This is a genomic window from Thermotoga petrophila RKU-1, assembly GCF_000016785.1.
Classification (GTDB): domain Bacteria; phylum Thermotogota; class Thermotogae; order Thermotogales; family Thermotogaceae; genus Thermotoga; species Thermotoga petrophila.
Window position 1 is genome coordinate 949,676 of sequence record NC_009486.1, and the last position, 24,318, is coordinate 973,993.

At 44.6% G+C, this 24,318-nt stretch carries 21 protein-coding genes; 20 read left to right on the forward strand and 1 reads right to left on the reverse strand.

Annotated features, from left to right (window positions below):
* Nucleotides 1-55 precede the first annotated feature (55 nt).
* Together TPET_RS04740 and ecfT are read left to right on the forward strand one after the other, a co-directional pair.
* A complete protein-coding gene (locus TPET_RS04740) occupies nucleotides 56-2,440 on the forward strand; it encodes a Lon protease family protein (protein ID WP_004082420.1) in 2,385 nt (794 codons plus the stop codon).
* Nucleotides 2,437-3,252: an energy-coupling factor transporter transmembrane protein EcfT gene (gene ecfT / locus TPET_RS04745; RefSeq protein ID WP_004082419.1), complete on the forward strand. Its 816-nt coding sequence runs from the start codon at nucleotides 2,437-2,439 to the stop codon at nucleotides 3,250-3,252. Before TPET_RS04740 ends, ecfT begins: the two co-directional genes overlap by 4 nt.
* Here the strand turns inward: ecfT and TPET_RS04750 are convergent.
* Nucleotides 3,178-4,137 carry an L-lactate dehydrogenase gene (locus tag TPET_RS04750; protein ID WP_004082418.1) on the reverse strand — a complete coding sequence of 320 codons (960 nt, stop codon included), beginning with the start codon at nucleotides 4,135-4,137 and terminating at the stop codon, nucleotides 3,178-3,180. The genes ecfT and TPET_RS04750 overlap by 75 nt on opposite strands.
* 166 nt (nucleotides 4,138-4,303) lie before the next feature.
* Between TPET_RS04750 and TPET_RS04755 the strand changes: the two genes are divergently transcribed.
* The 18 genes from TPET_RS04755 to TPET_RS04840 all read left to right on the forward strand — a co-directional run bounded on the left by TPET_RS04755 (nucleotide 4,304) and on the right by TPET_RS04840 (nucleotide 24,304).
* The gene (locus TPET_RS04755; RefSeq protein WP_238374285.1) at nucleotides 4,304-5,374 is read left to right on the forward strand and encodes an LCP family protein; all 1,071 of its coding nucleotides are present in this window, start codon (nucleotides 4,304-4,306) and stop codon (nucleotides 5,372-5,374) included.
* A gap of 4 nt (nucleotides 5,375-5,378) precedes the next feature.
* Nucleotides 5,379-6,056, forward strand: a complete 678-nt coding sequence (gene nfi, locus TPET_RS04760) for an endonuclease V (RefSeq protein ID WP_011943494.1) — start codon at nucleotides 5,379-5,381, stop codon at nucleotides 6,054-6,056.
* 71 nt (nucleotides 6,057-6,127) lie between these two features.
* Nucleotides 6,128-6,703: a helix-turn-helix domain-containing protein gene (locus tag TPET_RS04765; RefSeq protein WP_011943495.1), complete on the forward strand. Its 576-nt coding sequence runs from the start codon at nucleotides 6,128-6,130 to the stop codon at nucleotides 6,701-6,703.
* Nucleotides 6,691-7,230, forward strand: coding sequence for a DUF4416 family protein (locus tag TPET_RS04770; protein WP_011943496.1), 540 nt, complete (start codon nucleotides 6,691-6,693; stop codon nucleotides 7,228-7,230). Before TPET_RS04765 ends, TPET_RS04770 begins: the two co-directional genes overlap by 13 nt.
* Nucleotides 7,227-8,519, forward strand: a complete 1,293-nt coding sequence (gene rimO / locus TPET_RS04775; RefSeq protein WP_011943497.1) for a 30S ribosomal protein S12 methylthiotransferase RimO — start codon at nucleotides 7,227-7,229, stop codon at nucleotides 8,517-8,519. The genes TPET_RS04770 and rimO overlap by 4 nt, the downstream gene beginning before the upstream one ends.
* Nucleotides 8,516-9,037, forward strand: a complete 522-nt coding sequence (locus tag TPET_RS04780; RefSeq protein ID WP_004082412.1) for a CDP-alcohol phosphatidyltransferase family protein — start codon at nucleotides 8,516-8,518, stop codon at nucleotides 9,035-9,037. Before rimO ends, TPET_RS04780 begins: the two co-directional genes overlap by 4 nt.
* A 3-nt stretch (nucleotides 9,038-9,040) precedes the next feature.
* The gene (thpR, locus tag TPET_RS04785) at nucleotides 9,041-9,604 is read left to right on the forward strand and encodes an RNA 2',3'-cyclic phosphodiesterase (protein ID WP_011943498.1); all 564 of its coding nucleotides are present in this window, start codon (nucleotides 9,041-9,043) and stop codon (nucleotides 9,602-9,604) included.
* Nucleotides 9,597-10,667: a recombinase RecA gene (gene recA, locus TPET_RS04790; protein ID WP_011943499.1), complete on the forward strand. Its 1,071-nt coding sequence runs from the start codon at nucleotides 9,597-9,599 to the stop codon at nucleotides 10,665-10,667. The genes thpR and recA overlap by 8 nt, the downstream gene beginning before the upstream one ends.
* A complete protein-coding gene (locus TPET_RS04795) occupies nucleotides 10,597-11,082 on the forward strand; it encodes a regulatory protein RecX (protein ID WP_011943500.1) in 486 nt (161 codons plus the stop codon). Before recA ends, TPET_RS04795 begins: the two co-directional genes overlap by 71 nt.
* The gene (gene rny, locus TPET_RS04800) at nucleotides 11,082-12,605 is read left to right on the forward strand and encodes a ribonuclease Y (protein WP_011943501.1); all 1,524 of its coding nucleotides are present in this window, start codon (nucleotides 11,082-11,084) and stop codon (nucleotides 12,603-12,605) included. The genes TPET_RS04795 and rny overlap by 1 nt, the downstream gene beginning before the upstream one ends.
* A 205-nt stretch (nucleotides 12,606-12,810) precedes the next feature.
* Nucleotides 12,811-13,797 (forward strand): LacI family DNA-binding transcriptional regulator, encoded by a 987-nt coding sequence (locus TPET_RS04805; RefSeq protein ID WP_011943502.1) that lies wholly within the window; start codon nucleotides 12,811-12,813, stop codon nucleotides 13,795-13,797.
* A gap of 29 nt (nucleotides 13,798-13,826) precedes the next feature.
* On the forward strand, nucleotides 13,827-15,083 hold the full coding sequence (locus TPET_RS04810; RefSeq protein WP_011943503.1) for an extracellular solute-binding protein: 1,257 nt from the start codon (nucleotides 13,827-13,829) through the stop codon (nucleotides 15,081-15,083).
* Between the two features lie 44 nt (nucleotides 15,084-15,127).
* On the forward strand, nucleotides 15,128-16,459 hold the full coding sequence (locus TPET_RS04815) for a hypothetical protein (protein ID WP_011943504.1): 1,332 nt from the start codon (nucleotides 15,128-15,130) through the stop codon (nucleotides 16,457-16,459).
* 50 nt (nucleotides 16,460-16,509) lie between these two features.
* Nucleotides 16,510-18,666, forward strand: a complete 2,157-nt coding sequence (locus TPET_RS04820) for a glycoside hydrolase family protein (protein ID WP_011943505.1) — start codon at nucleotides 16,510-16,512, stop codon at nucleotides 18,664-18,666.
* A complete protein-coding gene (locus tag TPET_RS04825; protein ID WP_011943506.1) occupies nucleotides 18,663-19,535 on the forward strand; it encodes a carbohydrate ABC transporter permease in 873 nt (290 codons plus the stop codon). The genes TPET_RS04820 and TPET_RS04825 overlap by 4 nt, the downstream gene beginning before the upstream one ends.
* Complete coding sequence (locus tag TPET_RS04830) at nucleotides 19,532-20,353, forward strand: carbohydrate ABC transporter permease (RefSeq protein ID WP_011943507.1); 822 nt, start codon at nucleotides 19,532-19,534, stop codon at nucleotides 20,351-20,353. Before TPET_RS04825 ends, TPET_RS04830 begins: the two co-directional genes overlap by 4 nt.
* A gap of 12 nt (nucleotides 20,354-20,365) precedes the next feature.
* Entirely contained in the window at nucleotides 20,366-21,256 is an 891-nt protein-coding gene (locus tag TPET_RS04835; RefSeq protein ID WP_011943508.1) for a glycoside hydrolase family 130 protein, read from the forward strand.
* 15 nt (nucleotides 21,257-21,271) lie between these two features.
* The gene (locus TPET_RS04840) at nucleotides 21,272-24,304 is read left to right on the forward strand and encodes an alpha-mannosidase (protein WP_011943509.1); all 3,033 of its coding nucleotides are present in this window, start codon (nucleotides 21,272-21,274) and stop codon (nucleotides 24,302-24,304) included.
* The last annotated feature ends 14 nt before the right edge of the window (nucleotides 24,305-24,318 follow it).

Here is a 24,318-nt window from a genome sequence, read left to right on the forward strand (position 1 = left end):
ATATTGTACAATAAAATGTGATCGTACAAAAAATTACCTCATGAGGAGTGAGAGGGTGATCAGAAAATTGAGGCCCGATGAGATAAACAGTTTCGACCTTGATTTTTTGAATTTTCAGACCACGGAGGAGGTCCCTCCAAACGAAGGTTTTATAGGTCAAAAGAGGGCGAAAGAGGCTATCGAAACGGGAATAAGAATCAGAGAAAAGGGTTACAACATCTTCGTTACAGGAATGACGGGAACGGGAAGAAGAACCTTTGTCCAGATGATGCTCCAGGATGTCGCGAAGAAACTTCCCGTGCCGAACGACTGGGGGTATGTTTACAATTTCGAGAATCCGTATGAACCAAAGGCCATTTCTTTCAAAGCGGGACAGGGAAGGAGGTTTAAAAAGAGGCTCGAAGATTTGATCAATGAAGTGGTTGAAGCTTTGAACAAATCCTTCGAAAGCGAGGAATTCGCAAGAAAGATTTCCGAAATGGAAGAAAAATACGCTCTCATGAGAAAGCAGCTCTGGGAGAGTTTAGAGGCAAAGGCGAGCGAACTCGGTTTCGTGGTTCAGCTGACTCCAGCCGGCGTCGTTATGTTGCCTGTGGTGGACGGGAAACCGCTTCCACCAGAAGCGGTGAATGCCCTACCAGACCAGGCCATAAGGGAAATCGAAGAAAGGCAGATGAAATTGAAGCATCTGGTGGACGGAACGCTCTACAGAATCAGGAAGCTGGATATCGAGTTCAGAAAATCCCTCGAAGAGTTCCACAAAAGAACGGCACTCTTCGCCATTGATCCACTCTTTGTTGAAGTGGAGAGTGAATTCGAAAACGAAGGTGTGAAAGAATTCCTTGAATCCGTAAAGAAGGATATTGTGGAGAATCTCCTGGACTTTTTGAGAATGGACGCCAGGGAGAGAAAAGAGATATACATGAGGAAGTACTCTCTGAATCTGATTGTGGACAACTCGGATCTCACAGGCGCCCCTGTCATTTATGAAACGAATCCCACTTATTCCAATCTGTTCGGAAAGATCGAGTACTACGTGAGAGGCGGTTTCCTCCACACGGATTTCAGTATGATAAGGCCGGGCAGTGTCCACAAAGCGAACGGTGGTTTCTTGATCGTCGAGGCCGAGCGGCTTTTGAGTCAGCCTTACGCGTGGTACAACCTGAAAAGGGTTCTCATGGAAAGTCAGATTTCCGTTGAAAATCTCGAACACACCTTAGGAGTTTCAAGCACGATCACCCTGAAACCAGAAAAAATACCCCTCGATCTGAAAGTCGTCATCATTGGCACACCCTATTTGTACGAACTCCTTTACGAACTCGATCCAGACTTCAGAAAGCTGTTCAGGATAAAAGCGGAGTTCGACTGGGAAATACCCAGAAACGAATTGAACGTCCAGAAGTACGTATCCTTCATCTCGTCTGTCTGTCGAGAGAAGAATCTTCCCCACTTCGACAGAGGCGCTGTGAAGAGAGTCATATGGTACGCTATGAGAAACGCTGGAAACAGCACGAAACTTTCCGCTGTTTTTGGAGACATAGTGAATCTCATAGTTGAATCGGGGGAACTCGCAAGACTTGAAGGATCAGAGGTTACCACTTCTGATCACGTTCTCAAGGCATATCAAGCTATGGAGAACCGAAGAAATCTCCTCGAAGAAAAATACGACGAAATGATAAAGACATTCGATCTCATGATCGAAGTAACTGGATCGAAAGTGGGACAGATAAACGGTCTTACCGTTCTCGACCTTGGAGATCATTCTTTTGGTGTTCCTGTGAAAATCACCGCGAAGGTCTATCTTGGAAGGCCGGGTGTTGTTGACATTCAGCGCGAAGCGGATCTGAGCGGGAAAATCCACAGCAAGGCTGTTCTCATACTGGAAGGATTTCTGGGGAGCAGATACGCTCAGGACTTTCCACTTTCCGTCAGCGCGTCCATCAGCTTCGAGCAGGTTTACAGTGAAGTGGAGGGAGACAGCGCTTCACTTGCAGAAGCCTTGGCTCTCCTTTCTGCCATTTCTAAGGTGCCCATAAAGCAGGGAATAGCCGTAACGGGTTCCATAAATCAGCACGGTGAGGTGCAGCCCGTTGGGGGAATCGTAGAGAAAGTGGAGGGTTTCTACAGAGCCTGTAAAACCCGTGGATTCGATGGGGAACAGGGCGTGATCATACCCAAAGCCAACGCGAAGAATCTGGTGCTGAAGGATGAAATCATCCAGGCTATGAAGAAAGGCCTCTTCCATATATGGACCGTGGAAACCATAGACGACGCGATTGAGATCGTCATGGGAATGAAGGCCGGAAGGGTTACAAAGACCGGAAAATTCGAAAGAAACAGTGTGAATTACCTGGTTTACCGAGAATTGAAGAAGATGAAAAAACTCCTCGATGGAGTCCCAGAAGAAAGGAAGAAAAAAAAGAGAAAGGGTAAAAAATGAGACTGCCGACGGTTCTGATAGGAAGATATATTCCGGTTGATTCGATTGTTCACAGACTCGATCCAAGAGCGAAACTCCTGGGTATGATCTTTCTCATTTCCGCTGTGCTGATCGTACCCAATCTTTTGTTTTACCTCGTACCGGGTTTGGCTATCTTTCTTTTGATGTTTCTGAGCAGAACAGGATTCAAGATTTACCTTGCGGGACTCAGGAGTCTCTGGTTCTTCCTTGTGTTTGCGGTTCTGGTTCAGTTCTTTTCCTCATCAGAGGGTGAAAAGATCTTCTGGATGATCACCGACAGAGCCATATGGTCTGCCGTTTACATTATGCTCAGACTGGTGCTCATAATCCTCCTTGCTGAGAATTTCTCTGCCACCACTCCGCCCTTGCTTTCTGCCAGGGCTATAGAGAGTATCTTCTCGACGTTCGGTGCCAGAAAAATCGGCCATGAGATAGGAATGGTGATGACCATTGCGATGAGGTTCGTTCCTGTTTTGGCGCTCGAGGCGGATAGGATCTTGAAGGCCCAGATTGCCAGGGGGGCAAACTTCGAAAGGGGAAAGTTTTTCGACAGAATAAGAGCGCTTGTGGTGATAATAGTGCCCCTTCTCATATCGGCCCTCAGAAAAGCAGAAGAACTGGCTGTGGCCATGGAGGCTCGTCTCTACACGGGCGAGCCTCCAAAAACACGGTTCAAAGACATAAAGTGGAAACCGATGGACACACTCTACGTCCTATTAACCGCTGGTGTTCTGGTGCTTGTTCTCTTCGGCCGTTATTTCGTTGATGGCGTTTTTCAATATGGAAGCTGACTTTCTGAAGGCTTCCAGTTCTTCTTCGTTCAGGTTCAGTTCGAGGATTCTTTCCACTCCGTGCTTTCCAAGGGTAACAGGAACACTGATACAGAGATCTTTTACACCGAGGTAATCTTCGAGATAAACGGAAAGCGTAAGCACTCTCTTTTCGTCGAAGAAGATGCTCTCCACTATGTCGGCCACGGCGAGAGCTATGGCGTAATGGGTGGCTCCCTTTCTCTCTATGATCTCGTACGCGGCTCTTTTGGTTTTTTCAGCGAAGTTTTCCAGTATCTTCGAATCGCACTTCTGACAAATCTGACACATGTTCTGTAGGGGGATACCTCCTATCATGGCACCGCTCCACACAGGAACCTCTGAATCTCCATGTTCTCCTATCACGTACACGTGCACACTTCTTGGAGAAAAGCCGCAGTGTTGCGCTATCAAAGTTCTGAGCCTTGCTGTGTCGAGAACCGTTCCGGAACCGAACACCTTCCTGGGATCCATTCCGGACTCTTTGAGGAAGAAATACGTGAGGACATCGACGGGATTCGTGACCACGATGACAATCGAATCAGGAGCGTATTTGGAGACGTTTCGCGCTATTTCTTTCATCACTCTTGCATTTCTCCCAAGAAGCTGAAGCCTCGTCTCTCCTGGTTTCTGAGGTACTCCCGCAGCGACGATCACCACATCTGATCCTTTCAGATCCGCATAGTCTCCAGCGTAGATGTTCGCTCTTCTCGTGAAAGGTGTTCCGTGAATGAGATCGAGAGCGTCTCCTTCTGCTCTTTTCTTATCGACGTCTATCAGAACCATTTCCCTCGCAAAACCTTTCATCAGGAGTGCAAAAGCCGTGCTGGAACCAACCCTTCCGAGTCCTACGATACCTATTTTCATCAGAATCACCTCCCCGGTGATAGAATACAGTCAGGGTGATATCGTGTTGAAGAAAATCTTTCTGTCACTTTCAATTAGTTTAGCCTTCTTTTTAATTATATCATCCTTCTTTTTACTGGATAAGATGGTATCTTATCTCTTCAAGGGTGAGGTGAAAAACCCTTACGTGTTTCTCGTTCTGGGAAAAGATAAAGAGATCGAACACACCGTTCGAACCGATGTGATAGTTGTTGGTGTGCTGGACTGGAAAAAAGGAAATCTCTCTTTTGTATCGATACCCAGGGATTTGATGATAGAGGGAAAAAAGATCAACGCGATTTACAACACTTATGGAATGGAAAAACTATTTCAGATCATCGAATCACTTCTGGGACAGAAGCCGGATTCTTACGTGATATTCAACTACGAGGCTTTCAAAATACTCGGGGATGAACTGGGACCAATAGAGGTGATACCGAACGAGGTCATGTTTTATGAAGATCTGTCGCAGAATCTCGTCATAGATTTCAAACCTGGGGTTCCTTACAAATTGAATGGAGAACAGCTTCTTGCGTACATAAGATACAGAAAAGACTCCATGGGGGATCTTGCCCGAATAGAAAGACAGAAGGATGTACTGAAGAAACTCCTCAGCAAGGCCCTTTCAAGAAATCCTCTCGAAATTTCCGTACTTTACAAAAAGATAAGTCCTTACATCGAAACGGATATCGGTCTTCCAGAGATTCTAACACTCTTTTCTAAATTGAAAAACAGTGTTAGGGTGAGCTTTTCGACACTTCCGTACAAGGTGGATAGCGACGGAAGCATCTTTGTGGATGAAAAAAGACTCGTTTCTTTCAAAGAGAATCTCATTGGAAGCAGTGTTCAGGAAAAATACCGCGTGAACTTCCTCGTTGTGAACACCTCATCGCTTGTTTCGAGGGTATTCGAAGCCAACCTGAGGGGAGTGTGGAAAGACAGGGTTGGATTCGAACCGGACCGTGTTGTCTGGGAAGACGTGGGAATATCGCAGAAATTCGAGGGAGACCATGTCTTCATAGGGGAACCGGAAAAGGAGGACTATATCCTGGAAATTCTGAGGAAAGCGCATCCTTCCAGGCATTTTACGGTGCACAGGTTCGACAGACCGGAAGATTACACGATGTACTACACGATACTGGAAAGCCTCGCAAAGAACAGAATATATCCCGATTTTCCGGTATCTGCTTTGATTCTGATAGACGATTTCAGGGAGTGATTCGATGGATTACAGGCAGCTTCACAGATGGGATCTTCCTCCGGAGGAAGCGATAAAAGTGCAGAACGAACTCAGAAAGAAGATAAAACTCACTCCATACGAAGGAGAGCCCGAGTACGTGGCGGGAGTGGACCTTTCGTTTCCGGGAAAAGAAGAAGGGCTCGCGGTGATAGTGGTACTCGAATATCCTTCTTTCAAAATATTAGAGGTCGTTTCTGAAAGGGGAGAGATAACTTTTCCCTACATTCCGGGGCTCCTTGCTTTCAGAGAAGGACCTCTGTTCTTGAAGGCCTGGGAAAAGCTGAGAACGAAACCCGATGTTGTGGTCTTCGATGGTCAGGGACTGGCACATCCCAGAAAACTTGGGATAGCCTCCCACATGGGACTCTTCATAGAGATCCCGACCATTGGTGTGGCAAAATCCAGACTGTATGGAACGTTCAAAATGCCTGAAGATAAAAGGTGTTCCTGGAGTTATCTCTACGACGGCGAGGAGATAATAGGCTGTGTGATCAGAACAAAGGAAGGAAGTGCTCCTATCTTCGTGTCTCCGGGCCATCTCATGGACATTGAAAGTTCGAAAAGACTGATCAAGGCTTTTACCTTACCCGGAAGAAGGATACCGGAACCCACCAGACTGGCACACATCTACACACAACGGCTCAAAAAAGGCCTTTTCTGAAAGATTTTTCGGCTGTGATAAAATAAATTCAGCCTCAGGATACCAGACACGGGGGTCTGGAGGAGATTGTTTTGAGCGAAAAATGGAAGAAACTCGGTGAGACTTTCAGAAAAAAGAGGGAGGAAAGAAGAATAACCCTTCTCGACGCTTCTCTGTTCACGAACATAAATCCATCGAAATTGAAGCGGATCGAGGAAGGCGATCTGAAGGGACTTGACGCAGAAGTCTATATAAAAAGTTACATAAAACGATACTCGGAGTTTCTCGAACTCTCCCCAGATGAGATGCTCAAACTGTACGAAGAAGGCAAGGAAGAAGTAGCTGAAGAAGTTGAAGAGAAGAAGCCGAGAAAAAAGAAGGAGAAAGAGAAAACAAGGGACCTGGTGATGTTCTTTTTTCTGATAGCAGGACTGGTTTTTCTTCTGTTTTCAGCGGTGGAGAATTTGAAGCTGCGGCAGACACCACCTGCTTACCTTGTTGCACCAGAGGAAACGATCGTGAACGGTAAAAGTGTGAGTGGAGAGATTCCTCTTCAAGAAGGAGAGTATATTGTCGAATCCAGAAGCGACGTGGTTCTAAAAACGGCTTCCGAGGAGTGGACAGTGAAGATCAGGAAGTTCGAGGTGAGTGTTTTATGGGAGAAGTGAAGGTACCTGACATGGTGAATCTTGTGATGTTCATATTCGCATCGCACATAGATTACTGGTTCAACGAAGTGAGGCCCGTTCTCGAAGGACGTTTTGGGCCCATGGATTACGTTTCGGATGTTCTCGATTTTGAGAAGTACACTCTTTACTATTCGGAAGAAATGGGACAGGGTTTGAAGGGAAGACTCGTGAGTTTTGAAAGACTCGTCCATCCTTTCCAGCTGGCGGATATAAAGCGCGAAACCAACGAGATAGAAAAGATGTTCTCGATCGAAGGAAAGAGAAAAGTCAACATAGATCCAGGATACATTCATCACACTCAGTTCGTTCTCGCTTCCACCAAACACTGGGGGAACCGCATCTACATAGGCAAAGGAATCTACGCTGAGGTGACGCTGGTTTACGTGCGGGGAGAATTCAGACATATGGAGTTCACCTATCCAAATTACAGAGAAGAAGAGTACAAAAAGCATCTTGAAAAGATCAGGGAGCTGTACCTCAAAAAGAGGAGGAAAATGATGAAGTGAGGGTTGGTATAAAGGTTCTAGGATGTCCGAAAAACGAAGCGGATTGCGAAGTCCTGGCAGGTGTGTTGAGAGAAGGAGGTCACGAGATAGTTTTCGATGTGAAGGATGCGGATGTGGTTGTGTTGGACACCTGTGCTTTCATAGAGGACGCGAAAAGAGAATCAATAGATGAAATCTTCTCTTTTGTAGATGCAAAGGATCAGTATGGTTACAAATTGGTTGTGAAAGGTTGTCTTGTTCAGCGTTATTACGAAGAGCTGAAAAAAGAAGTCCCCGAGGTGGATCAGTGGATAGGTGTTGCAGATCCTGAAGAGATAGCGAATGCCATTGAAAATGGTACAGATCTTGTTCCAGATCAACCAGAGACCGTGTACAGATACAGAAAAAGAATCGATCTGGAGGAGAGACCCTACGCTTACGTGAAGATATCCGACGGGTGTGACAGAGGATGCACTTTCTGTTCCATACCTTCGTTCAAAGGAAGTCTGAGAAGCAGGAGCATAGAAGACATAACGCGAGAGGTGGAAGACCTTTTGAAAGAAGGAAAGAAAGAAATAATCCTCGTCGCTCAGGACACGACGTCCTACGGGATCGATCTCTATAGAAAGCAAGCGCTGCCTGATCTTTTGAGGAGACTGAACAGTCTAAACGGAGAGTTCTGGATCAGGGTTATGTACCTTCATCCGGATCATCTGACAGAGGAAATAATAAGCGCAATGCTGGAACTGGATAAGGTTGTGAAGTATTTCGATGTTCCGGTGCAGCATGGAAGCGATAAAATATTGAAACTAATGGGACGAACGAAGAGTTCAGAAGAGTTGAAAAAAATGCTTTCGAGCATCAGAGAGAGGTTCCCGGACGCGGTTCTTAGAACGAGTATAATCGTGGGATTTCCGGGAGAAACTGAAGAAGACTTCGAAGAACTCAAGCAATTTGTGGAAGAAATTCAGTTTGACAAACTCGGAGCTTTCGTTTATTCGGATGAGGAGGGAACGGTTGCTTTCAACCTCAAAGAGAAAGTTGACCCGGAAATGGCGAAAAGAAGACAGGAAGAACTGCTCCTTCTCCAGGCGGAGATCTCAAACAGCAGGCTTGATAGATTCGTTGGAAAAAAATTGAAGTTCCTGGTTGAGGGAAAAGAAGGGAAGTTTCTTGTGGGAAGGACCTGGACGGAAGCACCTGAAGTGGACGGAGTGGTTTTTGTAAGAGGGAAAGGGAAGATAGGAGACTTTCTTGAAGTGGTGATAAAAGAGCACGACGAGTACGACATGTGGGGGTCAGTGATATGAATCTTGCGAACTTTTTTTCTTTGTTGAGAGCGGCGCTGGTAATTCCTGTTGTCTGGTTTTACATGGAAGGATGGATCTCTTTGTCGTTCCTGATTTTTGTATTTGCGGCTTTCACAGATTATCTCGATGGTTTTTTTGCGAGGAAGAAAAACCAGGTAACGGATTTTGGAAAGGTCTTCGATCAGGTTTCTGACAAGATTCTCGTGATATCCACGGCAGTGGCCATGTTGGATGTTCTTCCGTTGTGGTACGTTCTGGTTGTCTTTGCAAGAGACACCTTTGTAAACGGGCTCAGAATACTCGCAGCCAGCAGAGGAAACGTTGTGCCAGCGAGGTGGATAGGGAAGGCGAAGACTGTTTCTCAATTTGTGGTGTTGATCGCTGCGTATCTCTTCAAGATGGGCTTTTTGAGTAACGCACTTCTCATGTTTTTTGTGGTGCTCTCACTCACAGTAACGGTGATCTCCTGGATTACGTACACGATCGATATTGCAAGAATCACGAAATTGGAGGGATAGTTCATGAGGACCTTCATTGCTATCGATGTTAACGAAGAAGTCAAGAAGCAAGCTTCTGAAATCATAGAAAAACTCATGAGAAGAGGTTTTGGTGCAACGTGGGTTTCTGAAGAAAACATGCACCTCACACTTTTTTTCCTGGGGGAGGTTGACGAACAAAAAATCTCTGAAATAGCCGAACACCTCTGTAGAAGGGTGAGAGGTTTTCCTTCTTTTTCGTTCACCGTGAAGGGTTTTGGGTACTTCAAAAGGAAGATGTCTCCGCGCGTCTTCTGGCTCGGAGTGGAGAACACTGATCGCCTGATGAAACTCTACGAAGAGCTCAGAAACGAGCTGTCTCACCACGGTTTTTCGTTTGAAGAGAAGTTCGTCCCTCACATTACGATTGGAAGGGTGAAGTACTACCCGGACAAATGGGAAAAACTGATCGAAGACATCGATTTTCCACCCATCGAAGTTGCTGTGGACAGATTCAAGATTTACTCGTCCACGTTAACACCGACGGGTCCCATCTACAGAGTTCTTTACGAATGCCAGTTTGAAGGAGGATTGATCAGGTATGTCTGATGAAAAACAGAAAAAGAGTGTCCTGGAAAAAGCGTTGAAGAGAATAGAAGAGAACTTTGGAAAGGGTTCCATAATGATCCTGGGTGATGAAACCCAGGTTCAGCCTGTAGAGGTGATACCAACAGGGTCTCTCGCCATCGATATCGCGACGGGTGTTGGAGGATACCCAAGAGGAAGGATTGTGGAAATCTTTGGTCAGGAATCGAGCGGAAAAACCACCCTCGCGCTTCACGCCATAGCAGAGGCCCAGAAGATGGGAGGAGTGGCTGCTTTCATAGACGCAGAACACGCACTGGACCCTGTTTACGCGAAAAACCTTGGAGTGGATCTGAAGAGTCTTCTCATCTCTCAGCCTGATCATGGAGAGCAAGCACTCGAAATAGTGGATGAACTCGTAAGAAGTGGTGTGGTCGACCTCATAGTTGTTGATTCCGTTGCGGCTCTCGTTCCCAGAGCGGAAATAGAAGGTGCCATGGGAGACATGCAGGTGGGTCTTCAGGCGCGTCTCATGTCTCAGGCACTGAGAAAGATCGCGGGAAGTGTGAACAAATCCAAGGCGGTAGTTATATTCACAAACCAGATCAGAATGAAGATAGGCGTTATGTTTGGAAGCCCGGAAACCACGACCGGCGGACTCGCCTTGAAATTCTACGCAACCATGAGGATGGAAGTCAGGAGGGGTGAACCTATAAAGGAAGGAAAAGATGTGATAGGCAACGTGATAAGTGTAAAGATCGTGAAGAACAAGGTTGCTCCTCCGTTCAAAACCGCTCAGACGTACATCATATACGGGAAAGGGATCGATAGAGAGTACGAGCTGTTCAATATCGCTGTTGAGGAAAGCATGGTAGAAAGAAAAGGTAGCTGGTATTACTACACCACTCTCAAAGGTGAGGAAGTTTCCCTTGGGCAGGGAAGCTCGAACGCCGTTCAGTTTCTCAAAGATAACCCTGAAATAGCAGGAGAGATCGAAAGGAGAATAAGAGAAAAATATGGATTACTATCAGTGGAGAAAGAAGAACAGAAGAAGGAAGAGAAATCTTCAGACGAAGAAGCCTCTTAATTATGCGTTGAAGCTCCTAAAGTATCGAGTCAGATTTGAAGACGAACTTCGCGAGCGGTTGAAGAAACAGGGCTTCGCAGATGAGGAAGTGGAAAGTACCATTAATACCTTGAAGAAGCAGGGATATCTGGACGATGAAAAAGCGGCTTATCTCTTTGCACTCGACGAAATGCGGTTGAAACTCTTTGGACCGAGAGTTGTGAGGATGAAGCTCAAATCACTTGGAGTGGATGAAGAGATCATAGAAAGAGCGATCGAAAAGGCTCTGGAGGAGATCGATTTTCACGAAGAATTGAAGAGATTGAAAGGTCGATTCAAAGATCGATGGGAGTTAAGAGATTATCTCTACAGAAGAGGGTTCGATCCTTCTCTCATCGAGGAAATTCTCAATAAAATAGATGGAGGTGAAGAATGATGCTGTGGTACATAGTAGCAGGAGCCGGTGGTCTTCTGATTGGATACTTAATAGCAAGTTATCAGATAAATCAAAAGCTCAGAAAAGCGAAAGAAGACGCTCAAACCATAATCGAGAAAGCAGAAAAAGAAGCAAACGAGATAAAAAAGAAAGCGATAATAGAAGGAAGAGAGGAAGTTCACAGGCTCAGAGAGGAATTCGAGAAAGAGCGATCCAGAAGAGAAGAAGAATTGAGAGCGTTTGAGGAAAGAATTTTAAAGAGAGAAGAACTCCTGACGAGGAAAGAGGAAAACCTTGAAAAAAGGGAACATCAGATTGAGGAACTCAAAGCAAATCTGGAAGAGAAAATGAGAGAGGTCGAAGAAAAGGAAAAAAGAATCGACGAAGAATTGAAGCGTCTTGCCGGTATGACTGTGGAAGAAGCAAGAGAGCTCATTCTCGAAGAAGCCAGGCAGAGGTACGAACACGACCTTGCGAAACTCTACAAAGAGATGAAAGAACAGGTTGAAGAAGAAGTCGAAAAGGAAGCCAAGAAAGTCATAGCATTCGCTGTTCAGAGATACGCACCGGATTATGTAGGAGAAATCACCGTTTCTACCGTTTCACTTCCGTCGGACGACATGAAGGGAAGAATCATAGGCAGAGAAGGAAGAAACATCAGAACGTTTGAAAAGATCACGGGTGTGGACTTGATAATAGACGACACCCCGGAAGTGGTGGTTCTTTCCTGCTTTAACCCTCTGAGAAGAGAGATAGCCCGTATCACACTGGAAAAACTGGTGGCGGATGGAAGAATACATCCTGCAAGGATCGAAGAAATGTACGAAAAAGCAAAGCAGGAAGTGGAGAAAGCCATAAAAGAAGCTGGACAAGAGGCGACGTTCAAAGCGGGTGTTATGGGGCTCCATCCGGAGCTTGTGAAACTCCTTGGAAAATTGAAATACAGAACGAGCTATGGCCAAAACGTTCTGAACCATTCGATAGAAGTGGCTCTGCTCGCCGGTTACATGGCTTCTGAACTTGGGCTAAACGCGGACAAAGCGAGAAGAGGAGGACTCCTCCACGATATAGGAAAAGCTGTTGATCAGGAGCTGGAAGGTTCACACACGACCATAGGTGCAGAGCTTGCCCGAAGATACGGAGAAAAAGAAGACATCATAAACATGATTCTCAGCCATCACGGAGAAGAAGAACCCATGACACCTGAAGCAGTACTCGTGGCAGCTGCCGATGCTCTCTCTGCGGCAAGACCAGGTGCGAGAAGAGAGAGTCTGGAAAACTACATCAAACGTCTTATGAAGCTGGAGGAGATAGCAAAAAGCTTCAAGTACGTTGAAAAGGCCTACGCCATTCAGGCTGGAAGAGAAATTAGAGTGATTGTGGAACCCGACAAAGTGGATGACGCTCTCGCTGAAAAACTCGCCTACGATATTTCTAAAAAGATAGAAGAAGAGCTCGAGTATCCTGGTGTTCTGAAAGTTGTGGTGATAAGAGAGAAAAGAAGCGTCGCTTACGCAAAGTAAGAGTTTTGGTACGGAAAACCTTCAAGCCCCCATCAGGGGGCTTTTGTTTTTTGTGAATTTTGATTAAAATTGAGATTTTGCATCATAATCCTGAATAATTTCTCTTAATTGGAAATAGTTGAAGTTATTCGTCTGAAATAGATCTTGATTTAACACGGAGATTTTTGTATAAACGATATGTAAGCGCTTACAGGAGGTGTAATCTGTGCCAACAATAGAAGATGTCGCAAAGCTTGCCGGGGTTTCCATCGCAACTGTTTCAAGAGTGATAAACGGTTCGGGTTATGTTTCGGAAAAAACAAGATATAAAGTCTGGAAAGCCATTGAAGAGCTGGGTTATAAGCCAGAGATTTCAGCGAAGCTCCTTGCTTCGAAGGGAAAACTGTTCAATATCCATGTGTTTGCCAGTAAAAGAATACTGTCGCCTCTTCAAAGCAATGGCATTTTGGGAGAGTTCTACGGAGTGATAATAAGAGCCATTGAGGAAAATTGTGGAAGACTTGGAATGAATGTAGAACTGAAAATGCTCGAGAACTTTTTTGAGTCAAATGGAGCCGATGGTTACATATTCATAGGGGGAGATCTCTCGGAGAAGACTTTGAAGGAAATCAAATCGAGGAAGAAACCTTTTGTTCTGGTGGACCATTACATTCCCGGAGAGCGTGTGGATTGTGTGATAAGTGACGGATACGATGGAGCGCTTTATGCGACAAATTACCTCATTTCTAAAGGTTTCAGACGAATCGTTCACATTCACGGTCCGCTGCATCCATACGGTTTCAAGATGAGATACGACGGTTATAAAGACGCAATGGAAAAAGCAGGATTAATGCCTCGATTTTATGAGTGCGATGACACAGAAGAAGGAACCAGAAAAGTTATCGACATCATGTTGAACTCTTATGGCACACCGGAAGCTATTTTCACTTCCAACGATAGCATCGCGTTCTGGACGATAAAACGCCTCAAAGAGCATGGTATCAGAGTGCCAGAAGATGTTTCTGTAATAGGTTTTGACGATATTGTTGATGCTGAAAACTTCGATCCTCCTTTGACGACACTGAGGGTCTTCAAGTACGAAATGGGCTGTCTTGCGTGTAAGCGCTTACATGAATTGCTAACTGGCATTAATCCACACCCTGTTCGCATTCTTGTTTTCACACAGTTTGTAAAGAGAAAAAGCACAAAATAACATCAACCTTTTATAAAGGAGGGATACGTATGTGGAAGAGAGTACTTCTTGTTATGCTCGTTGTTCTTTCTGTCTTTGCATTCGCCGAGGTCAAGAAAATAGTGTTCTGGACAGCACCAAACCCGAATCAGGAAACTTTCTGGAAAGAACTCGTTGAAAAGTGGAACGCAGAACATCCGGATGTTCAGATCGAGTGGTCGGTTATCCCAGCCGCTGGAAGTTCTGAAGAAGCCATTTTGAACGCTATCGCAGCTGGAAACGCACCAGATATTTGTACCAACATATTCAGTGGCTTTGCTGCCCAGCTCGCAGAAGAACTGGATGTTCTCGTTGCTTTCGATGAGGAGTTTGGAGAAGAGTTTTGGAAACTTGCGGACGCAAGGAAAATGAGAGGCATACTCGAGGGCTGGAAGCTCAACGGACATTACTACGTCATACCCATTTACTCCAACCCCATGCTCTTCTGGTGGAGAGGAGATCTTCTGAAAGAACTTGGATACGAAAAACCTCCAAGAACTTACTCTGAGATTTACGAACTGGCAAAGAAATGGGTTGTTCCGAAAGAAAAGTACGTTATAAGAGCAGTCGCTGGGAGAAACTGGTGGGACAGATGGTTCGACTTCATAACGTTCTACTATGCGGCAAGTGGTGGAAAACCCTACATCGAAAATGGTAAAGCCGTCTTCAATAACGAGTACGGAAAAGCCGTCGCTGAATTCATCTACACACTCTTCAAGAACGGCTGGACCGCTGTGGATCTGGGTCAGGATCCCTTCGAAAACGGTACGATCCTTGGTCAGCTCATGGGACCATGGCACCTGAACTACACGAAAGAACATTATCCTAAGGTGTACCCGCACATAGTGATGACACCTCCTCCTGTTCCAGATAACTATCCTGAAAACAAACCGATCTACACTTTTGCAGACACCAAAGGACTCGTTATGTTCAAACATTCTAAATACAAAAAGGAAGCCTTTGAATTCATCAAATGGGTCTTCTCCAACGCACAGAATGACGCACGCTGGATCGAGCTCACAAGGATGCCGCCTGCAAGAGAAGATCTTGGAACGAATCCTGTGTTTGCTGAGTACATGAAGGATCCATATTTTGCAAAAATAGCTGAGGCAGTTGCGTATGCGGTCCCACCCGCTCTAATTACCAACACGATAGACGTCCAGAACACCATGACCACGTATTTGATAGAACCTCTCATGTATCTGAAGACTACACCCGAAGAAGCTCTAAAACAGGCTGTTAAAGAAATCAACGCACTCCTGTGGTGAGGGGGGGCCCCTCACCTCATTTTTCCTCATGTGGGGGTGAAGTTATGAAAGGTTTCTTTGTATTGATGCTGCTTCTGATTGGTTTTGTTCTTTTCGGTGCCAACTTTTCGATACCTGTGATAGCTGGAGACGTTGAAGTACCTGTTGTTATGGAATTCTCTAATTTTCTTGACTTAATACCAGAAGATTTCGAACCCATCTGGGATAGTATCAGGATTTACTTTGATGGAAAAGAAGTTCCTTATCAAGTGGAAGATGTTGATGAAAACGGTAGAATTTCAGCAAAAGATTATCTCGTGTTTCTCGCAAAGGGAAAAGGGGAAATTGTTCTTTCGGATGAGAAGGTGAGTAGACCTGAATATGAAAAGGTCTTTGATGTGATTGAGACAGAAACTGGTTGGAAAATAGCATCTGAAAAAATTGGAGCAGTAGTCAACAAATGGGGACTTGCAAAGATCATCAGATACGAAAATATTGAAGGTACTATTCTGGATGAAATAGGCATAGCTAGAGTGAGTGGATGGCCAGAATCAACTTTCTATGTTGATGGAAATCTCGGTAATCACTATGAAGAGACTTCAGGCGCTTTCAGGATAGTTTCTGTAAAAATAATTGGCGCTGGTCCCGTTGCCACTGGTATAATGGCAACCCTGGCCTCTGAAAAGTTTAAAGGTTTGATACAAAATCTAGTGGTCCATATTTTCCACAATGGTGATATACTGGTTGACAACTCTTTCATATTCGAAAATTACGCTGATATAATGAAACTTCAGACGATGGTAACAAGACCTTTGGCAATTTTGTTTGAAGACACTTTACACATACTTCCTGTTTTCAGAAGACTGATCTGGGCCGATCAGTTGGGCATCACTCCTTACGAGTATTGGCTGGAAAGGAATGCAGTGATCTGGGTTGATAATTTACCCTATATCGTTTTTCCTGCCAAAGATAGTATGAAACCTCTCTGGTGGGGGGCAACTTATATATTCGCTTCCATGGAACGCTGGAGAACAAACTTTTCACCTACCGCGCGAATAGGCGTAGCGGAAATACTCCCTGAAAATCCATTTGTTCCTTCAGATTATAAAAAATGGCTCGATGGAGATACCTGGATATACGAGAGTCTTGAATTCAGGGATGGTGTTTTTAAGTGGATGCCCAGTGAATTCGAGGTTTATTCCGCCACAAAGGGAATCTATTCTATGAGGCTGGAAGATATGCCAAACAGATACAAATACGGCGATGTTGTTCGTCATCTCAGACTCTTCAGTATTTATGAGGCTAATGATGAGGAAACCGCTATACGATTTTTGGAGAAAAAAAGTGAATCTTTCAGAAATCTGAAAATTGGTGGGAAACCCTTCAAGGAATTTTGATGGGGGGGTCCCCCATCTTTTAGTTTCTCGAGGAAACAGGAGGTGAGGAAGTGATAAAAAGAGTTTTCATCTTATCTTTTTTCATAGCGATCGCCGGTTTTTCAATCTCTTTTAATCCATCACACCTTGAATCTCTGTCCCAAAAGTTTTTTCTGGAAGGCCAAGAAGTAAAAGGTTACTGGGTTTATGCTGAAAAACGTGGAGACAAATACCAGGTTATTGGAGCAAAAGATGAAGGGGATTTTTGCGTTGATGATGTGGCGAGGGTGGTTCTTTTTTACAGTGAAGCTTACGAAAAGACCGGAAAGAAGGAATACCTCGATCTTGCAAAAGAAGCTGCGAGGTTTGTTCTTGGAATGCAAGCACCTGATGGTTTGTTTTACAACTTTGCTTACTTGGATGGAACGATAAACAAACATGGTTCAACAAGTGCAAAGACTCCTTCTTCATGGTGGACTCTAAGGGCGTTTTGGGGGTTATCGAAGCTTGCCCAGTTTGTAGAAGACGATGATATATTGCGTTCTATCCAGGATACCTATCGTGCAGTAAAGAAGTCACCACCGGATACATCTTCTCGTCTTGCTCTTTTTATACTTGGATTGTGCGAATACAACAAGGTTTTTGATGTGAAAGAGGACATAAAGAAATTCACCGATGAACTCTTGAGTTTTATCCGGGAGGATTTTGTGGGGACATTCTTCTCAGTTTATAGAGATCGTTTTTCGTGGAACGGGTGGGGAAACCACTACGCAGAGGCTTTAGTAGAAGCGTACATTGCCACAGGGGAAAGAAATTACCTAGAGATGGCGGAGAAGCTGCTTAGTTCACAGGTTCCTTTGCTTCTGGCAACTGGTCTGATCTACTCCATAGATAAATATATTCGCCTCTTTCCCGAACTCTCGTATTCCTTGGACTGCATTGTGACACCTCTGATAAAGATATGGGAGATTACGGGTAAGGAAGAGTATGCTTACCTGGCATCACTTGCCGCTTCTTGGCTTTTTGGAGGAAATAGATTGGGTGTTCCTATGCTGGGACCGAATGGTGAAGGATACGATGGACTTGAATATATGCATGTAAACAAGAATTCAGGCGCGGAATCCACGATTTGCGCGCAAAGAGTAGTATTGTATGCGATGGATTTACCCGATAAGTATAAAAGTTTTATAGAGTTTCCCCGTATTTTATCAAGGAATGGATTAATTCTACTGGAGGCTGAATCCGGAAATCCAGGAATATCTGATGTGAAAATTGTCACGGGAAATTTTGGGGGTGGAGCGGCTGTTACCCTTGAAGGAAACGCAAGACTTAAATGGGAAGATCCAAGGATATCGGATGAATACAGAATTTTTGTGAGTGGAAATTTTTTGAATGTGGAGTTGACGGTTTATTCAAAAACGGGTGAAAAGATAAAGAAAAATCTTACCGGTGAAGGTATTTTCTACTTTGGGGAAGCTGTGCTAGATTCCAGTTTTAGACTTTCTCTTTCTGGAAGCGGTTTTTTAGATCAGTTAATACTTGTGCCGGAGAGATATGGAATCAGTCTTGAAGATAATGAGAAGGTAAAAACGATTTTCTTTGATCTTCAAGAAAACAATTTGCACTTGGTTGAAGGTCAGCTTTTCCAAGAGAAAGAATTAAAAAAACAAAAATTAACCTATAGAGTACCTTTAGAAGTGACCAGGAATTACGCTATATTGAATCTAAGAGAAATGTTCAATAATGACGGATTTGGAACACCAGTATCACCAGGTAATTTTGATAATCCCGCAGGAATAGTAGGTGCTTATTTCCCTGCTAATGAGATTGAAGAAGGATTGATCTTTGTGGAAAGTACTCCATTTCTTCTTAAGGTTTCTGGCCTTGATAATGCGAGATGTTTTGGACAGAAAATAGTATTGGAAGAAGCAATCCATGTGAAAAATCTTCACTTACTTATGGCTGCAAATCACGGGAACTATGAGATTGAAATTTTTGTGGATGATAAGATGTTCAAAGTTATGGTCACTGATTGGTGTCTTTTTCCGAAGAAATTGATGTTCGATTATAGATATGTTACCAGTGGGGAAAAACAGAACATAAAATGTGGTCTTGATCTAATAAGCATACCTGTTGATACTCCAATAAGAGAGATAACCTTACCTAATGCCCCGAATGTGCATGTATTTGCCATTACCCTTGAGTTTAGTGTGGGGGGAGAAAAATGAGCCTCAGAAGAAGAGAAGCAAGACTCGGGTGGAGTCTCGTTTCTGTTTACCTTCTATATACCGCTATTTTCTGGGGATATCCATTTTTCTGGATGCTAATACTTGCCTTTTCACGGTGGAAATTTGTGGGATCTCTCAAATTTGTGGGACTCCAGAACTTTTTGAAGATATTCGAAGACAAGATGTTCTGGAGGGTTTTTCTGAACACAATAAACTTTCTTTCCTACTTCATTCCTATGGTTTTCATCGCGTCTATTCTGTTTGCGATCGCTCTGAATCGTATGAAGTACTTCAAGACGTTTGTGACTCTGAGTTTTTTGGTTGCCTATGTATCATCAGGTGTTGCGTACTCAATCATGTTCCAGAGAATATTCTCAGAAACAGGCCCCATAAACAGATTTCTTTACAACGCGTTTGGAATCACGATACCATGGTTCACAGATCCACAGCTTGCAATGTTGACTATAGCGATAATGGTCACCTGGAAATTCGTCGGGTACTACGGTCTCATTCTCTACTCAGGTCTTCAAGCCATTCCCAAATCTATATTTGAAGCGGCAGAACTGGATGGTGCAACTTCTTGGGTGAAGTTTTGGAAGATCACACTTCCTCTATTGAACCCAGCGATTGTGACGGTTCTGATACTCGCTGTGAATCTCTCCTTTGGTATATTCACAGAGCCGTACATGATCACCGGTGGAGGTCCAATGAACAGAACGCTCACCTTCATGCTTTACATGTACAACACCGCCTTTCAGAGAATAAATCCCAGCTATGCGACAACAATAGCGATTATGACAGCATTGATAAACTTCTCCATTGTGATCTTCATCAGAAAGGTCATTGAAAAAGAGGTGACCATCGTATGAGAAAAAAAATGGGTGAGATCATACTTCACGGGGTGATGATTCTTCTTGCCTTGATATGGATATATCCGTACGCATGGCTTTTCCTTTCGTCTATAAAACCTTCTGAAGAGATATTCACACGATTTTTTCCCTCTAGAGTCACTCTGGAGCACTACAAGTACATCTTCACAATGGCAGAGAAAATGGAAAGGCCATTTCTGAGAGCTTTTTTTAACAGTTTGTTTGTAACTCTCACAGTTACTTTCTCCGTGGTTTTCACTTCTTCCATCATTGCCTATGGACTTTCAAAGTTAAGGTTCAAGGGAAGCAATGCTGTCTTCAACTTCATAATTTTCCAAATGCTCTTTCCTGGGTTCATGTTCATAATCCCATTGTTCGTTCTCATAAGAAAACTGGGTCTCTACAACACTTACTCTGCGATGATCGTTCCGTTTCTCATGAGTGCATGGAGCCTCTTCATGTTAACACAGTCCTATAAAACGATTCCTCAGGATTACATAGAAGCCGCCAAAATTGATGGTGCAAGCACCTTATGGATAATATTTAGAGTGATGGTACCTCTCTCCAGAAGCACACTGTCTATAGTGGGTCTTTTCACGTTCATAGGGATCTGGGACAACTTCCTCTGGCCTTTGATGGTGGTGAAGGACTACAACAAGATGCCGCTTTCCGTTTTGCTTGCCACCTTTAACCACGAATACGCAGCTTATGTGGGGCCGTTGATGGCAGGGTCCGTAATACAAACTCTTCCGATGGTTCTCATCTTTTTGATTTTCAGAAAACAATTCCTTCAGGGAATATCTATGTCTTTCAAGTAGAGGAGGGAGAACATGGAGTTGAAGCTGGAAAGACACCCGGCAAATCCCATTCTGGAACCTTCTCCGTACTTTCTCTGGGAGAGCAGGTTTGTTTTCAACCCGGCTGTGGTGTACGACGGAGAACTCTTTCACATGCTCTACAGAGCGCAAGGAGAGGACATGGTTTCAAGAATCGGATACGCCGTGAGCACCGACGGAATTCATTTCAACAAGTTCGAAAAGCCCGTATTCGCGCCCAAGAGTGATGATGAACTCTATGGAGTGGAAGATCCCAGGATCACGAAGATAGGAGACGAGTACTACATGGTTTACACTGCCTATTCTCCACGTGGTGTCAGAATCGCTATGGCCTCCACGAAGAATTTCATCACCTGGAAGAGGTATGGTGTTGTGATACCAGAAATGGATAACAAAGACGCGGCTCTATTTCCTGAGAAAATCAATGGAAAGTACGTTATGTTCCACAGAATTCCGCCTGATATGTGGCTTGCGTTTTCCGATGATCTCGTGCACTGGGACAACTTTGTGAAGATCGCTTCTCCAAGGCCTGGGATGTGGGACGACTTGAAGATCGGAGTGGGAGCTCCTCCGATAAAGACTGAGTACGGCTGGCTCGTTCTCTATCACGGCGTGCAGAACACGGGTACTTCCAGACCCACATATCGACTCGGGTTCATGCTGCTCGATCTGGAGGATCCCACAAAAGTCATAAAAAGGTCGAAAGAACCCATTCTGGAACCGGAAGAGGACTGGGAGAAATTCGGGGGAGTACCGAACGTGGTCTTCAGCGATGCGATGATAGAGTATAACGGTTACTACTACGTCTACTACGGAGCAGCAGACAACTGTATTGCTCTTGCGACAATTCCTGTGGAAAAGGTTATGAAATGGTGTAGAGAATAGCAGGGGGAAAAAGTTGTGAAAGGCCGATTGTGGAGAATGCTCTCAGAGATTGTTCCGTATACTTTTCTGAGAAGAGAAAGAATAGAAAGCTGGGTTTTCTCCGATGATGCTGTTGAGAAAACCGTGGATCCTCCCTTCGAATGGAATTTCAACTCCGCTCCTGTTTGGTTCAGAAAGGGTCTGTCCCCCTTCTCTGTCGACGGGGGACAGAGGGCTTACCTGAAACTCTGGTTCGGTGGGGAGACCCTTGTTCTTGTGGATGGGAAACCTTACGGGGAAATCAATGAGTACCACAGGATACTGAACATCACACCACTTGCTGATGGTAAACCACATACAATAGAAGCTCAGGTGATGCCAAGGAGTCTTTTTGGAAGACCGGAAAAGCCAGTATTCACGGAAGCTTTCTTCATCGTCGTCGATGAAGCGTTGATGAAGGTGGTGAAAACGCTCGAACTCACCATAAAGACGGCGGAAGTTGTAGAAGACGAGTCGCTTTCTAAGAAACTGCTGGATATCTCCGAAGAGTTTCTCTCGAAAGTCTGGGTTCCACGAGACACAGATACCTATCTGATGACGGCACCGGAAGATCCGGGAATAAAAGATGAGATCAAGAACACTTGGAGCACACCAGAGTTCAAAGAGTTCACAGGTGTGAAGCTTCCTGAAGAGTTGAGAAACCAGATTCTGAAAGAGTTCGAAAAATTCAAAGAGAAGCTGGACAAAATAAAGAAAGACCACCCGGGTTCTGGGACGATCCGCCTTGTCGGTCACGCACACATAGACTATGCCTGGCTTTGGCCCGTGGAGGAGACGAGACGGAAGATCCTTCGCACCTTCGCAAACTCCGTGTTGCTCTCTAAGCTCTATCCAGAGTTCGTTTACACCCAGTCTTCTGCTCAAATGTACGAGGATCTCAAACAAAATTCACCGGAACTCTTCGGGGAAGTGAAAAAGCTCGTAGAAGAGGGTAGATGGGAACCAGTCGGTGGCATGTGGGTGGAGTCGGACTGCAACATCCCATCGATAGAGTCCCTTGTGAGGCAGTTCTACTACGGTCAAAAGTTTTTCGAAAGAGAATTCGGGAGAAAGAGCAGAGTATGCTGGCTACCGGATGTGTTCGGTTTCTCCTGGGTACTTCCTCAGATTCTGAGAGACGTGGGAATAGAGTACTTTGTCACTACGAAACTCAACTGGAACGACACGAACGAGTTTCCATACGATCTGTGTCGTTGGAGGGGAATAGATGGATCCGAAGTTATCTATTTCAGCTTCAAAAATCCCAACGAGGGATACAACGGGAGGATAGATCCCGATACGATCTACAGGACCTGGAAGAATTTCAAGCAAAAAGATCTCACAAACAGAGTTCTTCTTTCGTTCGGACATGGTGATGGCGGTGGCGGCCCAACCGAAGAGATGCTGGAAAATTACGAAGTTCTGAAGGATTTTCCTGGACTGCCGCGCCTTGAAATGGGAACTGTGGAAGAATTTTTCGAGAAAATGAAGATCGACGGAGAACTTCCTGTGTGGGACGGAGAGCTTTACCTTGAACTTCACAGGGGAACCTACACTTCTCAGTCCAAGACAAAGAAACTTCACAAAGAAGCGGAAGACAGCCTTTATCTTGCAGAGTTGATCTCGGCTTTCACGGATAAGGATTTTTCAGACGAAATAGACGAACTCTGGAAAATTCTACTGAGAAACGAATTTCACGATATTCTGCCTGGATCTTCTATAAAGGAAGTCTATGAAGATACAGAAAAAGAACTCAGACAGGTGATAGAAAAATCAAAAGGCATCATTGTCGAATCTCTCAAAGTTCTTTCTTCTGAGAACGAAGAGGTTTTAACCCTTTTGAACGTTTCTTCGTTTCCAAAGAAGTGTCTTTTCTTCCTCAACGAAGATCTTGAGATCTTCCTCGAAGGAGAAGCGCTCTTGAAACAGAAAACCCACGATGGAAGGTATGTGTACTTCATAGACAGAGAAATTCCACCGTTCACGAAAGTGGAACTGAAGGTTCGCAAAGCCACGTCTGAGGAAACTCCAAATGAGTTGAGAGAAGCGAACATCATGGAGAACGAGTTTCTCAGGGTGTACGTCAACGATGACGGAACGGTTCAGATCTACGATAAGGAACTGGATAGGTACGTTTTCGAAGAAAAGGGAAACGTCTTGAAACTCCACAAAAACATTCCCACTTACTGGGACAACTGGGATATCGCAGAAAACGTAGAAAAGACAGGATATACCCTGAGTGCGAAAAACATAGAAAAAATAGAATCTGGTCCTGTTCGGGAGGTGATCCGCGTCGAATACGAGGCGGAAGGAAGCAAGATTATACAGCATTACATCCTCTACAGGAAAAGCAGAAGGCTCGATATAGAAACGAAGGCAGACTGGCACACAAGACGTGCGCTTCTCAGGGCTTACTTCCCAACAACTGTTTTGTCGAGAAAGGCAAGGTTCGATATCTCCGGTGGTTTCATCGAAAGGCCCACGCACAGAAACACCAGTTTCGAACAGGCGCGTTTCGAGGTGCCGTTTCACAGGTGGATGGATCTTTCCCAGACAGATTTTGGTGTATCCATCCTGAACGACGGAAAATACGGTGGCAGTGTTTATCAAGACACCATGGCACTTTCGCTGATAAAAGCGGGTATTTTCCCCGACTTTCTCTGTGACGAAGGCGAACACAATTTCACCTATTCTGTCTACGTACACCCCGGAGACAGCTTGAGAGATGTTGTAAAAGAATCAGAAGAGCTCAACAAGTCTTTCATCGTTCATCATGGGATGTTGAACCTTCCCTCTCCCTTACTGGAGATTTCTCCTCGAAATTTCCGTCTCACTTCACTGAGAAGGGTGAAGGACAGAATTGTTCTGAGGCTTGTTGAGATCTTTGGAACATCAGGGAAACTTTCCATTAAGACTCCGTGGAACGGTGAGATCTACCAGACGAACCTTCTGGAAGAGAAGAAGCAAAAAGTAGCCTTCCCAATGGTTTACCATCCGTTCAAGATCTACACCTTCGTTGTAGAAGATTGAAGGTTCAACCTTAT

What these genes read in the sequence shown, in the direction of transcription:
- ecfT (WP_004082419.1), top strand. Translation starts at nt 2,437, where the DNA reads ATGAGACTGCCGACGGTTCTGATAGGAAGATATATTCCGGTTGATTCG.
- nfi (WP_011943494.1), top strand. Translation starts at nt 5,379, where the DNA reads ATGGATTACAGGCAGCTTCACAGATGGGATCTTCCTCCGGAGGAAGCG.
- recA (WP_011943499.1), top strand. Translation starts at nt 9,597, where the DNA reads ATGTCTGATGAAAAACAGAAAAAGAGTGTCCTGGAAAAAGCGTTGAAG.
- TPET_RS04810 (WP_011943503.1), top strand. Translation starts at nt 13,827, where the DNA reads ATGTGGAAGAGAGTACTTCTTGTTATGCTCGTTGTTCTTTCTGTCTTT.
- TPET_RS04815 (WP_011943504.1), top strand. Translation starts at nt 15,128, where the DNA reads ATGAAAGGTTTCTTTGTATTGATGCTGCTTCTGATTGGTTTTGTTCTT.
- TPET_RS04795 (WP_011943500.1), top strand. Translation starts at nt 10,597, where the DNA reads ATGGATTACTATCAGTGGAGAAAGAAGAACAGAAGAAGGAAGAGAAAT.
- TPET_RS04835 (WP_011943508.1), top strand. Translation starts at nt 20,366, where the DNA reads ATGGAGTTGAAGCTGGAAAGACACCCGGCAAATCCCATTCTGGAACCT.
- TPET_RS04750 (WP_004082418.1), bottom strand. Translation starts at nt 4,137, where the DNA reads ATGAAAATAGGTATCGTAGGACTCGGAAGGGTTGGTTCCAGCACGGCT.
- TPET_RS04770 (WP_011943496.1), top strand. Translation starts at nt 6,691, where the DNA reads ATGGGAGAAGTGAAGGTACCTGACATGGTGAATCTTGTGATGTTCATA.
- TPET_RS04825 (WP_011943506.1), top strand. Translation starts at nt 18,663, where the DNA reads ATGAGCCTCAGAAGAAGAGAAGCAAGACTCGGGTGGAGTCTCGTTTCT.
- rny (WP_011943501.1), top strand. Translation starts at nt 11,082, where the DNA reads ATGCTGTGGTACATAGTAGCAGGAGCCGGTGGTCTTCTGATTGGATAC.
- thpR (WP_011943498.1), top strand. Translation starts at nt 9,041, where the DNA reads ATGAGGACCTTCATTGCTATCGATGTTAACGAAGAAGTCAAGAAGCAA.
- TPET_RS04780 (WP_004082412.1), top strand. Translation starts at nt 8,516, where the DNA reads ATGAATCTTGCGAACTTTTTTTCTTTGTTGAGAGCGGCGCTGGTAATT.
- TPET_RS04830 (WP_011943507.1), top strand. Translation starts at nt 19,532, where the DNA reads ATGAGAAAAAAAATGGGTGAGATCATACTTCACGGGGTGATGATTCTT.